This is a genomic window from Cobetia sp. MM1IDA2H-1, from assembly GCF_002916775.2.
GTDB classification, from domain to species: domain Bacteria; phylum Pseudomonadota; class Gammaproteobacteria; order Pseudomonadales; family Halomonadaceae; genus Cobetia; species Cobetia marina.
Genome location: NZ_CM133225.1, coordinates 2,788,694 through 2,803,372 on the forward strand (window position 1 = coordinate 2,788,694; position 14,679 = coordinate 2,803,372).

Below are 14,679 nucleotides of genomic sequence, written 5' to 3' on the forward strand. Positions count from 1 at the left end.
TCTCGCACCTCACAGATGGAATCTCTGCAGCTCGATAGACTGGCGCACGCTCAGGGCACGCCCCTGCAGGCTGGCGCTGACGCTCACGCCACGCGAGACACCACGCCAGTCATCGCACTCGATCATCATGCCAGGCAGCAGCAGGCCGCCCAGAGAGGCCGCCAGGGGCATCTGCAGGCTCTCGGTGCTCTGGCGTAGGGTAGCGGCCAGCTCAGCGATCCCGCGTGCCTGCGCCGGTGCCTGATCGGTGATCAGGGCATCCACCACGGTGGGCGCAAGCTGATCGCCGGCGGTGCCCTGTCGGATGATCTGGGCCTGGATGCCGCCAGTGTCGCCATGCAGCCAGATGCCATTGCGGGCATCACCTGGCTGCTGATCGCTGCCCAGCTGGGTGATGATGTCACGCGGCACCGCCAGATCAGCCTCGACCTCAGCCCAGCGCCAGGGCGCTGCCTCGAAGCGGGGCGCGACGATGATGGTCTGATACCGCTGGTGGGCCTGTACATAGCCGCCGGCCGCTTGGGCGATCCGCGAGATGGCATCGATGGGCGCGAGGCTGTCATAACTCCACACACCTGCAGGCACCACCCAGTCAGTCATGCGCCAGTCCAGTGACCAGCCCTCTGGCAGCTCAGCACGGGCGAGCTGCGAGGCGGTGGCCTGGCTGTCCTCGGTGTAGCTGCGCGCGGTGGCGTAGGGAGCGCCCAGGTACGCCGCAAGCGAGCGCCCGCTGATGGTCACGCTATGGCTCTGCCAGCTCTCGGAGCGGCGCCAGCCATCCACCAGGCACCGCCACTGCTGCCCGTTGATCTCGGCCATCACCTCCACCGGCTGGCCATCGGTGCCGGTCACCAGCGCTTGAGCGTCACGCCCAGCCAGGCCGGCAGAGAATGACCATGCCCAGCTGTCAGCATCGATGCTGAGCGTCATCTGGGTGGCCGGCAGCTCCAGGCCATCGGATAGGCGCACCAGGCGCGCGGAGTTTTGCACGATATAGAGCCTTTTGACGGGAATGGTCGGGGTGGGTATCTCACACGTCAGACCGAACTGCAGCACCCACGGGGCGCTCGGCATGGTGTGGCAGAATTGCAGGGTGGTGCTGCCCTCCACCGGCTCGAGCACCGGCGGCTCGAGTGACGGCGGCAAGTCGATGCCAGGCGGTGGCCAGCGGGCTTGCTCCCAGGGCACCAGCCAATCATCGCCAGTGGTACGCCCCTGCTGATAGGGCACATCCGTCGTCACCGGCTCGAGGGTGCGGGCCTCCTCATAGCGCGAGCGCCGGCGGGTATCATTGCGGGGCGGATGCTGGTAGCCGCTCGAGCGCGCGGCGGCGATGCCCTGCCCTTGCTCCCATACCGGCCGAGATGCGCGGCGGACACGCGGCAGCTGCAGCCACTGGCTCCCGCTGAGGGTGCCCAGGATGCGCTCGGCCTGCTCCCACCGCGAGCCACTGATGGCATCGGTGCGAGGGCGTGCCGACCACTGGCCGCCCTGGCTGGCCGCAAGCATTGCCCCCTGCTCGAAGCCTGACGCGGTGGCCCCATAGGGTCGTGACGGCCGCTGCCAGCGGGCACAGCCCTGGGCCTCGAGCGGGACCGCGTTCTCGAAACGCGAGGCGGCATTATCGGCAGGACCACGAAACACGTTGATCGCGCGGGTCAGCGCGACATCGACTACCGCTGGCGCACCCAGCGTGGCCACCAGCGAGATGTCGATGCCGTGCTCGACGCGGATCTCTGCCGTCACCGGCGGTGCGATCACCTCCAGGCTGAGCGACTGGATCAGCTCGAGCTGCGCACGCACGGTAGCCACTGGCATCACCAGGCTGGCCGCGATCTCGATGGCGCCACCCTGGGCGAGTCGTGCATCGACAGTCGGCGGCGGCAGCTGAGCATCGAGCACCAGCTCGCGCGGCAGCTCCACCACCTCAGTGGCACCCCCGAAGCCAAGCACGACATTGCCACCCGCCGGCGGTGCATAGTCACCGGCGAACAGCAGCAGCAAACCAGGATCACCCCCCAGGCGCAGCTCGAGCGCGCGCGCATTCCAGGGCGCGAGCCCCTGGACAAACTGCAACCTGATCTCTCTCACGGTGCCCCCTAGCCCTCAGCGAATACCATGCGGCTGATCCGCGTCAGTATCCCGCGATAAATCGTTGTCGAGCTGATGGTCACGTCAGCGCCTGAGCCCTCGATGCCGACATCCAGATCCATCACCCAGGCACCGGCGCCATCGACCAGACGCGACCAGGTAGCCTCGCCATCGGCATCGGCCATCACCTCCTCAAAGGCTGCCCCCGTCAGGACACCACCGGCGAGATCCGCGGCGAATGGCTGGGGCACCTCCAGCGTGGCCAGGGCCACCTGATCGGTGACGGCAGCACCAGGTGATGGGCGGGTGCCGGAGTACACAACGAATGACGCCGGCGAATCGCCGGCATCAATCGCACCGGCGATGGCCGCCAGGCGCGCATTTTTCACGCTTGTCGAGAAGCTGATCACGGGGTGTCCTCCACCTCAGAATGCACATTGTCGGAAACGACAGCGTTTTGCTGCAGGGTGTGATCGAAGGCCATCACGTAGAACGCGCGGCGCGGGTCGAGGTCCGTGAAACGGTATTTGCCATCGGCATCGCTCCACGTCTCGCGCACGATGTGGCCAGTGGTGCGATCATGCACTCGCACCCGCCGGCTGACGGGCTGGGCCTGGATGTCCAGCACGGTGCCGGCAATGACGCCCATGCGGGCCTTGTCGCGCAAAGTCCCTTTTGTGGTGCCGTTATAGCCAGAGCCATACATCTGATCGAAGGCAAACAGATCGAAGGTGGCGGAGTGCGTGGCGACAACATGGCCGCTAGTGCCGGTGACAGTGTTGGCGATATTGTGGAGGGCTGGCGTCAATGCGCCGCCTTCTCGATAAACAGGCGGGCGCTGCGTAAACGGGATGATAAAAACAGGGTTGCCATCAGGGGTGTCGCTCACTGGTATGCCCTCCACATATCAAGACGGAATCCCAGCAGGCCAGCACCATTCACCGACTCATGAGTGTTATACCCGCCCTCATCATCATAAGCGCTAAGCCATAGCAGCACCGGCACGCCCTCCAGGCCAGGCAAGTCATCTAGCAGTGCCTTGTGATAGACCAGAGCCGTCTGTAGCGGCTGCACGAATCCAGGCAGATACCCGCGCAGCATATTGCCGCTGCCCTCGATTTCCTCCTCCACCATGATCGGTCCACTATGTACATAGAACCCGTAACTAGCTGGATTGGGGTATTGATGCATGATGCCAAAGGCATACCCTAGCCCGCGTTTGCTCCATAGCGTTTCAGCATCGGTGGGCATCTGGTGATAAGGACGTGCGAGATAATGATCCTTCGTGTCTCCAAACCTGGCGAACTCTGCATAGTTGTCATCGTTGTAATCGTCCCAGTCAGCTCTGGTGCCGTAGGGTATGCCCTGCAGAACGGTGCCAAAAGCATCGCCCTCGATCACGCTATCGAACTCCCCGAATGTCACAGTTGAACGCTGATTCTGCCTGGCATAGCGGCTGGTGTAATAGAACAGGCGGTCATCCCCCACCAGTGACCACTCTCGCCCATCTGGCGCATAATCCCAGCCAATCGGCCAGCGAGCCTCAGCCAGCGCGAGATAAGTGTCGATGTCTATATGCTCGGTAACAATCTTTACCTTTGCCCCGCGCTGAGGATAGCTGCTGCCCGATGCATCACTCCAGTTGTCATAAGGACCATCATCCCAGTGGTCATTTTGAACATGAAGCATCAGCCCATTGCTGCGCGGGTTGGTCGAACGCAGCATGATGCGGTTGCGCTCGCTGTCCTCGATCACTACCTCCCACCCACCAATCGGGGCGGCTTTGATCTCGATCAGATTCCCAGTGGCGGTGGCCGAGATGGGCGCGGCATCGGGAGCAAAAGTCGCCCAGGTGCTGCCCACCTCAGTGATGCGAAACTCGCCATTGAACTGATTCTGATCAGCACCGCTTATGCTGATCACCTGATGTTTCAGGAAGCCATGCCCCTGGCCGATCTCAGCGGTCACCAGGCCGGTGCTGCTATCGAAGGCGAGCGAGATCAGCGGCGAGGTATTGAATCCAGTGATCAAGCACGCCTTGAGCAGATCAATCAACGCACCAGCGTCATCGCTACCGCTCGGGCTGCCGCCCATGTCACTGCTGAACCACTTCACGGGAAAATCGGCCATCTTGAACGTCTCCAGAAACAAGGCCGCCCAGCGAGTGGCTGGGCGGTTGAGGGATAGGGGTAGAGGGTTGCGCCAGCCGCATGCGGTCAGGCGTTGGCGTTGCCACGGATCTGCAGCCTAAAGCTGTCTTGCTGGCCGCTGGCCGGCCCCTGCAGGATCACGCGCGCCAGCCACATCGGGAAGGATGCGCCGATGGTCGAGAAGCGAATCACGTTGCCATTCACCCAGCCGGCCCCGAAGCCGCCCGCCTTGAGCGTCCAATAGGGTACGCTTTGATTCGGGTTGGTAGGCGAGGTGTCTTCATTGATGCTACCCACGCCGATCTCGCCCACGGTGCGGCCGATGATGCGGAACGTGCTTGAGCTGGTGAAGATCAGTGCCCAATCCTCAGTGATGGCCCCACGGTTGGTGATGATCGGCGGGTAGGTGGTCACGTTGTACTCGGCCAGCGTGCCATCTGCGCCACCGTTGTCGTCTTTACTCCAGTCTCGATCCCAGCTCGAGAGATCGAAAAAGTCCGCCACGCGCGCTTGCAGATCGCCGGCCACCATCGCGGCGCTGACCAGCGTATCGCCGGCGGGGTAGTCATGGCTCAAATTGCCCTTGAGGGTCAGCGCTCCCGACAGATCCACATCACCCACCAGCAGCATGTCCTCGACGCGGTGCAAGGCATACCAGGGCTCGGGGTGGGTGGCCGTGTCAGGCGCGGCGAGCTGCACGGTGCCGGCATCGAGGTCTGCACTGTACTGGGTGGCCGGCACCTCCTCGCCGGTGGCGTCCTCCACCACCAGGCTCGCCAGCCGCGAGCGGCCGACATCCAGCGTGGTGCCACCACCAATCCCCAACGGGAACGGGGCGCGGCCGGTGTGATGCACCACCACCACGCCGCCGGCGCGATAGATGGGCACGCGGCCATCGCTGGGCAGACGCACGGGGTCGATGCCGATCAGCTCGGCCTCGAGCGGCAGCGTGGTCAGAATGACAGCATTGAAACGCGCAGTGCTCGGGATCACCTGGGTGGGCCGCCAGATCATGCCGGCGTCATCCACGGCAGTGGCGTCGTACCAGGATTCGGCGCGCTCGGCAGAGCTCAGGCTGTCATTGCTGACCAGCTGGCCAAAGGTCACGCGCACCACCCCCGTCTCGAAGCTGGCAGAGCCCGACATCTCGTCACCCTCGATCTCGCCAGAGAGTGCCGCCTGGCCGGTGATCGAGCGGCCGTCGAGCGTCGTGGCCTGGATCAGTAGACCACCCACCTGCAGCGGCGAGCCTGGCGTGCGGAAAAATGCCTCATCGAGTGTCCAGGTGCCGAAGGTGCTCACCAGCGTTTTGACGGTGATCGTGGCGCTGGTGCCGCTCGGCCAGTCAGTGATGCGAGCATCGCCGGTGCCATAGTCGATGGTCCCCGCGAGAACGCCGGCCCCGTTGCTGGCGACGCTGCGATAGAGACTCCCCTGGCGGTCGATGAACGTATCACCTCGGAAAATGAAACTGAGGGTGCCTGGCACGACGCTATCTTGCAGCAGGGGCATCAGCTCGACATCGAGCGGGGCGAGATCCTGGGTGATGGTGTGGGTGGTCGGGGCGGCGCTGTCCAGCTGACTGGTCAGCCAGACACTCGAGCCATTATCGAAAACATCGCGTTTCTCCTTGGTGCCCCAGTCCCGCCCCTGGGGGCGGTCATCATCCCACTCCTTGACCTCGCGGACCTTCTCGACCTCGAAGGTCACGGCGCCGGTGGCATAGTCGATGCTGCCCTCCCATCCACCATTGAAGCCGCCACGGCCGTCATCGGTGATGGTGTAGGTGACATCTGCCTCGCCCCCGTTCTGCTCCACCCATTCGACGGTGCCGGTGCGGGCACTGGTGCGCGACTCGCTCTCGCTGCTCGACCAGGTGCGCACCACCGACCAGGTGATGGCCACGCTACCAGGACGCACCGGCGAGTCACTGATGCTGAGGCTGACCAGGCCGGCCCCATTGGCGGACGGCAGGAATTGCTCGATTTTCGGAGCCCCGTAGTCATATGCGATCTCGACCTGGGTGCTGGCATCTGGGAAGGCATCGCCATTGAACTCGATATAAGCCTCGCCAGGCTGAGGCGTGCCACTGCCGTCGGCATAGCCATAGACCACACGGCCGGTGGCTGCGCCGCTGAGACTCCCCAGCCCATCATCGGTGGCCGTCTTCTCGCTGCCGCCAGAGATCCAGCGCACGGTAACGCTGCCAGGCATCACGCCGGCATGGTCCAGCACGAACGTCATCCAGGGTTTGTCGATGGTGGCCTGGCCGGCGCGGTCCTCATAGTGGGCCGGCGTGCCCCAGCTGAACAGCACCGAACTGCCGACATCGGGCAGGCCACCCAGCGTCACGCTGACGGAGCCGGTGGCGTAGTCCACGCGCCCCGCACCGCTGCCACTGAGATCGCCATTGGCGTCATCGTCGCGCAGCTCATACCACTTGCCCAGCGAGCGATAAGCGATCACCACGCTGCCAGGTGCCGGCAGCGGGTCCAGGCGGCTGACATAGGTGAAGCCGCGATTATTCAGCTCGACAGCGATCTGGGTGGTGCTGGCGATCTGCGCCACCTCGAAGGTCGAGCCGGCGCTGCTGACGCTGATGGTGGCAGTGCCGCCCACCTGCACATCGGTCACCGCCTGCTCGGTGGTGGTCGCCGGCACAAGCGGCGCATAGGTGCTGGCCACGGTGACGCCATTGGCCCCGAAGGCGGCCGGCTGGGTCAGGGTGCTGACGCCATAGTAACGGGCGGCATCCGTGCTCTGCCCCTCGCGTATCACGGTGTTAGGGGTGACGCTGCCAGGCTTGGGCTGCACGCCATAGACGCGCTGGCGCAGCGCGGTCGAGATCCCCAGCGTCAGCACGCGGCGCTCGAACGTCTGCACGCTGCTGCCATTCATGTACTCGAATGCGCGGATCTCGTGATCGATCTCTGAGATGCGCACATATTGAACCTCGCCGGCGGCATCGCCATGCTCGGTCATCATCGCCAACACATCGCCCAGGTCGGGCAGCGGAGCCTCTGGCATCTGGAAAGTGATGATGCTGCGCTGGCCGGCCAGCTGATCGCCCAGCAGCGTCATGCGCGAGGTCGCGCCGGCGGTCACATAGCTCTCGACATAATCGCGGGACTCGGCACGCTCATCAGATGGCGAGCCGGTATCGAACATCACCACGCTGACATTAGGATCAGCCGGCACCTGGTCAATGATCGCGTGCGCGCCGAAATACTGGGCGGTGTTGTCGGTCAGCACGCCGGTCCCCACCTTGCGCAGCGAGGTGCGCCCCGCTGCACGATCGAGGTCAGAGATGTCATCAAAGATGTCATTGCTCGCGCCATCGACCACGGGGCGGCCAGTCAGCCGGCCACCGCCATCGGCGTTGTCGGTCATGCGCTCGGACTGCAGGATGCGGATGTCGCCGCTATGGATTGTTTCGTCGGCCATTGGGCTGGCTCCAGCAAGGTGATGGGATGTCAGATGGTGATCAGGCGCAGGGTGATGGTGTAAGGGTGATCAGCATTCTGGCGGCCAGCCGCAAGGCGCAGCACCTCAGTCGCTGACACCGCCTCGCCGGCGGCATGATCGAACACGCAATCGAAGGTCCGGCCATCACCCCACACCAGCACCATCGGGGTGTCATCAGGGCGCGGCGTGGCGGCCAGCTCGGATAGTGCCAGCACGGTGGAGCGCGTCACCCAGGCGCCGCCACCGCTGGCCAGCGTGATGGATCTGCCGGCTGCCTGGGCGCTCTCCTCGACCACCAGCGCGCCGGTCAGCGTTGGGGTCTGCACTTGCCCCACCCCGTGGCTGACCATCTCGTCAGTCCACTGGATGTCATCAGGCAGGGTGATGCCCTCTAGTATCACCGGCATGGGTGTCTCTCTCGGTTATGGGTGGTCATCTGACGGCGGTGCGCGAGGCGCGCGAGAGGGTGTCGAGGAAAGCATCAGCCTCGCTCTCGTCCACCCCGTTGAGCGTCACCTGCTGGCCGCCGATATTGAGATCCACGGCGACACGGCGCTGAGCCTGCAGAGAGGTGGTCAGCTGAGTGGTGCGCCCCTGGGCGCTGGTGTTGTTCTCGCGCTGCGTGACCTCATTGGCCTGCACCTGACGCTGCAGATCCGCCTCAGCCTGCAGAGCCTCCTGGCGTTCCTGCTCGGTCTGGGTCTGGATGTCTGCCAGGCGAAGGTCGTGCGCTTGCGACGCGAGGCGCAATGCCTCCTGGGCATCGCTGATCGTCTGGGCGTCACCCAGTGCGCGCGCTTGGTTGAGAGAGGTCTGCAGCTCGAGCTGCTGCTCTTGATAGCGCAGCGCCTCCACCTGGGTGCTGTCACCCTGCAGGCTGGCCAGCTCAGAGCGCAGGCTAGAGAGCGTGTCGCTCACGCTGTCAGAGAGCGAGTCCACCTGGCTGCGCACTGACTGGATGGCGCTTTCGAGACTGGAAAACGATGCGTCATCGAGCAGGTCAAACTGCCGGCGCAGATCCTCGCTCGACATCCTCAGCAGCTGGGTGGCGCTGACAGCCTGGCCGGTGTCGTTTGCCAGATTGCGCAGGCCAGCACCCGGGTCGCTGCTGGATACCTTGCCCAGCGCCTCGACCAGCTCAGTGGCCGCAAGCTGCTGCTTGCGGAATTGCAGCTCGACTAGCCCACTATTTGCCGCCACCTTGGCCAGATACTTATTGACACCCATCGGGTCAGCGCGGGTTTTCCATGCCACAAAGGCATTGCCCACGGACTCCTCGAGCTGAGCGATCTTGTCGCGCAGCAGATCCACGGTGCCGGTGACGCCACTGCTGCCGGTCATGGCGGACTTGAACGCTGAGCCCGCGCGAGCGCTGAGCGCCTGGGTGGCGTTGGCCGCCTTGTTATAGATGGCAGCCAGCCCGCCGCCGATGACACTGGCGCGAGCCTCCACATTGCTGACGGCCGACTGGGTGGCAGCCGCATCCTCTGCCTGGGCTGCCTGCCGCGCGTTCTGGATGATGCGCAGATTCTTGACTGCCTCGGCCTGGGTCGCGGCATCCTGGGCGCGCTGCTCCTCGAGCGCGATGGTCGTTTGGTCAATGCTCGCCTTGTACTCGGTCCAGACGCCGCGCAGAGCACCCGCCCCCGTGACGCCATCAGCCACCAAGCCGGTCAGCGTATCGCGGATGGCATCGAGCGCCTTGTCGCCATCCAGCTGCGTCAGTGCCTCGCCCAGCGCCTCAGCCAGCTGCTTGCCGGTCAGATCACCCTGACGCGCCAGGGTGTCGAAGGATGCGATCACCTTGGTCTCAGCCTTGCTGATGCCGGTGGTCAGATCCTCCAGCGAGAGGCCCAGTGCATCAGCGGCAGCCTGGCCGGTCAGCTTGAGGCGCTGCTCGAGCAATTCGGCACCGGCGACACCGGAACTGACCAGCTCATCGAGTAGCGCACGGAACGCCGCCAGCCCCTTCTCTGAGCTGATCTCGCCCATGGCTGCCTCGAAGGCAGTCGCCACCTGGCCGGCACTGACCTGAGAGTTATTGGCGAGGCGGTCGAACGCATCGATTGCCTCAGCCTCGCTGTCGCTGATGCCGGTGCTCAGCTCATTGAGCGAGGTGCCCAATGCCTCGGCGGCTGCCTCTGCTGCCTTGCCTTGAGCGCGGGTCGCATCAGCCTGGCGCTGCTGGGTTTCGGTCAGCGATAGCATCTTGCCATCGACAACATCGGCACCCTCTGCCAGCTTGTCGAGCTGATCGGCAGTGATGCCGGCCGCCTTGGCTTGCTCCTCCACCGCCTCGGTGGAGTTATCAAAGGCGTTGGCCGCTGCCTTGCCGGCCTCCTTGGCTTGATTGAAATAGCGCGCCGCGTCTGCGTTGAGGTCGGCCAGCGTGGCCTCTGCCGCCTGGGCCTTGGCCTGAGCGTTGGCAACCTCCTGATCAGATGCAATGCCGACTTTATTCAGCAGCTCGAGCGACTTGGCGTTGAGCTGCAGAATGCCAGTGCCCAGCGCCGCGACACCGGCGGTCACGCCAGCGGCGGCTGACTGCACCAGCCGGAACGATGCGACCAGGCCATTGCCCATCAGCTGGCCAACATCGATCAGCGATTGCATCGAGGCCGCGATCTGCTCGCGGTTGTCGATAAAGCTGCGCGCCCAGTCGGTGCCGATCTTGATCAGCCCAGTGATGGCGGTGGCCATCTCATCGACCAATCCAGAGTTATCGCCCAGCGCGTCATCGAAGGCATCGGCCATGTCCTCCACGGCCGGCGAGAGTTTCGAGAGCAGCTGAGTCGAGATGCCCTGCAGGCGGGTCTGCAGCCCGTTGATAGCCTCGTCAGTCTTGAGCAGATTCGCGATCTGCTCGGGCGACATGATCAGCCCCAGCTCGCTGGCCTGATCGCCCAGCTGGCGCAGCATCTCGGCATTGTTGGCGAGCAGCGGTTGCAAGCGCGAGGCGTTGCTGGCCAGAGACTCGAGGAATGTGATCTGGCTCGCCTGGGGTAGATCCTTCATGGCGGCCGCCAGGCGCAGAAACATCTCATCAGGGGCGAGGCCGATCAGATCCTGGGCTGCCACACCAACGCGGTCGAGCGCATCCATGGCGTCGCCGCCGCCATTCTCGAAGGCGTCGCCAATCTTGTCGGCCACGTCTTGGAAGATGTCGCCGGCTTCGTCAGCATCCAGCCCCGCGCGCTCGAAGGCGTAGCGGTACTTTTGCAGGGCAACGATACCCACGCCGGTGCGCTGACTTACGTTGTCCAGCTCGCGCGCCAGCTCAGATTGCTGGGCGGTCAGGCGTGCAGCGAATCCGACTACCAGCGCACTGCCGGCAACAGCGGCACCGGCGGCTGCCTTGCTCCAATCGTTGAGCGCCTGGCGGGCACGCTGCAGTCCCGTGCTGCCCTCCTCTGCCTGATCGCCTGCCTGGGCGGCTGAGCTGCCCATGCCATTGAGTGCGTTCTGGGCCTCGCGGGCCTCACGCGCCAGCCGCAGCTGCTCCTCGGAGAGATTGCCGGTATCGATGCCGGCGTCAGTCAGGCTCTGCCCCAGCTGCGCCGCTTGGGCCGCTTGCTGCGCGTAGGCGTCACCGGCGCGCGTGGCAACAGCACGGGCAGCCTCGAGGCGATTCTGCTGCGCGATGCTCGCCTGGCCACTGGCCTCGATCTCCTGCTCGAGCGCGCGCACCTTGTCGGTGGCTTTGTCCCACTCCTTTTGCGCCTTGCCGGTGGCAGTGGTGGCCTGCTCGAAGGCACGCACCAGGGCGCGCTGATCCTCGAGCTGATCCAGCGTATCTCGCAACGCGGCAGCCTCTGCCGAGAGGTTGCCGACACTATCGGCCGCTGCATCGGTGCTCGGAGAAATCAGGTTTTTTGCCTTGAGCACCAGCTCGGCGGCGAGATCCGATAGAGCCATAGTTTTCTCCAGGCGTAAAAAAACCCGCCAAGACGGGTTATTTAATTTTTATCAAGCTAGGTTTTTGTGTTTTATCGAGGTACTCATCAATAAAATCTTATGCGTATAACATACTGAAGCTAACACCAAAAAAAACAATGCCGTAGAGAATCTTGGAGCTCCGTCAATATTAAAAAACAGTCCAACCAAGGAACAAATAATAACCAACATGGCTGTATAAGTAGCATAAAGCATATTGCCGTAGAAAACCTTCTTATATTTAGTATATATACTCTCTCTACGGAACATATACAATTGACTCTTACCTGCAATATTTTCTTTTCTACTATACAACGCTTCTGCTGCATAGACCGCGGCTACTAGTGCGGCTCCAAGAGTGGTGCAAGCTACATAAAAATTGCTTAGATCTATTTCTATCCTGATCGCCAGAATATTAGATATAAAGCCTGCGAGCCAAGACGTACCGAGAGGTTTTAAAAAATATGTCAATATATTATTTTCCCGAATTATATCAACAAAAACATAAATCACAATCATAACAAACAATCGGGTAGATGGTTTATCATCAATAGCAACAAGCTTATCTTTTACTAACTTATAAAATATACTCATCTTGTGCCGAACCAACTTCAAAAACCATTGGAATTCTGGGTGCGACAAAAACAATAATACAATAAGAATCTCAATATATACAAATAAAAAAACAACCCACTCAGAAGTTAATAAGCTTAATAAGCAGTCCATATAGACGTCCTTGTCCGCATGTTTTTTAATAACAAATGGTTTATTCTATATATACAGGCTTTATCTTGCCATGGCGACCTTGAAGTAGCGCGACACGCCGGCACCGACCTTGCCAGAATCGACCAGCAGGCTGCCATCGAGCGACAGATCACCAAAGTCATCACCGATCAGCGCCAGCCCAGTGGTCGGGCTGAACTTGACGCGGTGCGCGGTGACGGTCACGGGGCGGTCGCTCTCGGCTTCGTTCAAACCATCGAACACCAATTCGTATTCGTCGCCGCTGCCGGTCATGGCCTCGATCACGTCCGCCATGGCGCTGGTGTAGTCGATGGCCACCACGTCGCCCTCAGAGATGGCACCGCCCTCGGTCACATAGACGCCCGCGCCGGTGATCTCGTAATCGACATCCTTGATGGCCTCATCACCCGCACCATCAGGGTCGATAGTGACGGTGATGCTCTGGGTGCGGTCAGGCGTCTTGCTGAGTGCCAGCAGGGTGCCAGGGTAGGCGGTGTGACGCTCGCCGGTGACGGGTGCGCTCTGCACCTCGGAGCGAGTGCCGCGCAGCGCCATCGCCACGTTTTCGGGGCGCAGCTCCAGCATGGTGATGCTGGCGCCCACGCTGCTGACACGCTGGATCTCATTGGCGTTGCCGCCACCGGCCTGGGTGTAGTCGGCCTGGGTCAGCGTATCCGTCTCGACAGAGAACTCGAGGGCGCTGCAGTTGCCCACTTGCTTGAGGCCGCCACCGCTTGAGCGGTTGCGCAGATACACCATGCCTTTGCCGAGATAGCTATAGGTTTTCGTGGCCATGTTGTGGCTCTCCAAATATGCGGGGTGGTGGGTGTCGTGCGGTGATGCGCGATCAGGTGTACTGCTCGACGCACTCCATGGTCACTGGCATGGATGCCAGGGCGTAGCGGGAATCCTCGGCCAGTGCGTACTCGGCCGCGCCCAGGGTCATGCCGTTGTGCTTGAGCACGCGCGTCAGATCATCGCTTTGATCCATCAGCAGGCACCGGCGCAGATCGGCCAGCCCTGCCTCGATTGCCGTCTCGCCGGCGGTCGCATCATCCTCAGTGCGCGGCAGTGCATCGACCACCAGCACCAGGCGCGCGTCAGTGCTGAGCTTGGCGCGATTTTGCCGCGTGTCGGTGGGACGCTCGGTATCGGACTGCAGCGCCAGAATCGGCACATGCTGGCGAGCACTCAGCGCCAGAATCCAGAATCCCCGCCAGATGCTCAGGCCGAGATCGGTGTGATAGCCATTGGCGCGCGTGATACTGGCCAGCCTGGCCTGCAGCGCGCGCATGGCTTGTGTGGTGATGGGCAGCTCTGGCGCTGCCAGTGATTCGGGCATGGTGGCCTCGCGAGATGGTAGGGGCGGTGATCAGATCAAGCGGTCGAATTGGCGGATAAACTCGGTGCGGGCATGCTCCATCGCCTCGGGGGCAATAGTGTTGCGCACGTCAGACCACACCTGATGCACACTGGGGCCGTGCATCACGCGGTAGTCGCTGCGCCCATCGCCGGTACGCACTGCCGGTGCCCACTGGCCGGTGCCGGCCAGGCGGACCCAGAACGCGCCCTCGATTCGCTTGGTGCTGCTGCCAGCCTTCATCCTGACGCCCTTCACGCCGGCTGCCTTGCGACCTGCAGCGATGCCCCGTGCTGGGTCACCCTTGAGGCCGCGCCGGCTGGTGGCAGCCACGGTGCGCATCTTGGCCCCGTAGCGCGTCAGCAGGACTGCGCGAGGATTGGCCGCGATTCGCGTTGTGAGATCGCTCGAGGTGGCAAAGCTGCGCACCTTGAGATTGTCGTTTACATAGGTGGCAGAGAGCGCCACCTGCTGCCGGACCGCAGCGCTGCCCAAAGTGCGGGCCCGCCGCGCCGCTGAATTGAGCGCAAGCTGCGTGGCCTTTTGCGCTGCCTGGGGTGCCAAGCGAAAGGCATCAGCGACTTGCTGCAGGTCGTGCAGATCAGTACTCGCCATGAGTCAGATCCTCGTGGCCGTCCAGCGTTGCTCGAATCCGTCATCGCCTATTGGCTCGATCAACATCCAGCGGTCATCGGGTTTGCCGGTATCGATCACGGCGCCTCGCTCCACCCGCCCCACCGCCTCGGTCAGCACGCCCACCTCACACCGCGATTCCAGCACGATGCCGTAATCGTCGGTGATGGTGGCGTCACGATCGATGATGATGCTGGTAGAGATAGACGTGCCGCCACGCGGGGTAACGGTGGCGGGCACGCTGAGGCCGCCGACACCGAACAGCCGCCGGTTGGCGGCTGCCTCGATCTCGTCGATACTCAT

The 14,679-nt window shown here is 62.9% G+C and carries 12 protein-coding genes; all 12 read right to left on the reverse strand.

What is annotated here, in order from left to right:
* Positions 1-9: 9 nt before the first annotated feature.
* Positions 10-2,076: a hypothetical protein gene (locus tag BOH68_RS11780; protein ID WP_077374314.1), complete on the reverse strand. Its 2,067-nt coding sequence runs from the start codon at positions 2,074-2,076 to the stop codon at positions 10-12.
* Between the two features lie 23 nt (positions 2,077-2,099).
* Positions 2,100-2,501, reverse strand: a complete 402-nt coding sequence (locus BOH68_RS11785; RefSeq protein WP_077374317.1) for a hypothetical protein — start codon at positions 2,499-2,501, stop codon at positions 2,100-2,102.
* Entirely contained in the window at positions 2,498-2,980 is a 483-nt protein-coding gene (locus BOH68_RS11790) for a carboxypeptidase-like regulatory domain-containing protein (protein ID WP_103751402.1), read from the reverse strand. The genes BOH68_RS11785 and BOH68_RS11790 overlap by 4 nt, the downstream gene beginning before the upstream one ends.
* A complete protein-coding gene (locus tag BOH68_RS11795; protein ID WP_077374323.1) occupies positions 2,977-4,221 on the reverse strand; it encodes a hypothetical protein in 1,245 nt (414 codons plus the stop codon). The genes BOH68_RS11790 and BOH68_RS11795 overlap by 4 nt, the downstream gene beginning before the upstream one ends.
* A gap of 86 nt (positions 4,222-4,307) precedes the next feature.
* Positions 4,308-7,685, reverse strand: a complete 3,378-nt coding sequence (locus BOH68_RS11800) for a hypothetical protein (RefSeq protein WP_077374326.1) — start codon at positions 7,683-7,685, stop codon at positions 4,308-4,310.
* A gap of 29 nt (positions 7,686-7,714) precedes the next feature.
* Positions 7,715-8,113, reverse strand: a complete 399-nt coding sequence (locus BOH68_RS11805) for a hypothetical protein (RefSeq protein ID WP_077374329.1) — start codon at positions 8,111-8,113, stop codon at positions 7,715-7,717.
* Positions 8,114-8,138: 25 nt separating this feature from the next.
* Positions 8,139-11,621, reverse strand: coding sequence for a hypothetical protein (locus BOH68_RS11810; RefSeq protein ID WP_077374332.1), 3,483 nt, complete (start codon positions 11,619-11,621; stop codon positions 8,139-8,141).
* Positions 11,622-11,672: 51 nt separating this feature from the next.
* Complete coding sequence (locus BOH68_RS11815; RefSeq protein WP_077374335.1) at positions 11,673-12,365, reverse strand: hypothetical protein; 693 nt, start codon at positions 12,363-12,365, stop codon at positions 11,673-11,675.
* A gap of 60 nt (positions 12,366-12,425) precedes the next feature.
* Positions 12,426-13,178, reverse strand: a complete 753-nt coding sequence (locus BOH68_RS11820; RefSeq protein ID WP_077374338.1) for a phage tail tube protein — start codon at positions 13,176-13,178, stop codon at positions 12,426-12,428.
* 52 nt (positions 13,179-13,230) lie between these two features.
* The gene (locus BOH68_RS11825; RefSeq protein WP_077374341.1) at positions 13,231-13,725 is read right to left on the reverse strand and encodes a hypothetical protein; all 495 of its coding nucleotides are present in this window, start codon (positions 13,723-13,725) and stop codon (positions 13,231-13,233) included.
* Between the two features lie 30 nt (positions 13,726-13,755).
* Positions 13,756-14,358, reverse strand: coding sequence for a phage tail protein (locus tag BOH68_RS11830; protein WP_077374343.1), 603 nt, complete (start codon positions 14,356-14,358; stop codon positions 13,756-13,758).
* Positions 14,359-14,361: 3 nt separating this feature from the next.
* Positions 14,362-14,679, reverse strand: coding sequence for a hypothetical protein (locus tag BOH68_RS11835; RefSeq protein WP_077374346.1), 318 nt, complete (start codon positions 14,677-14,679; stop codon positions 14,362-14,364).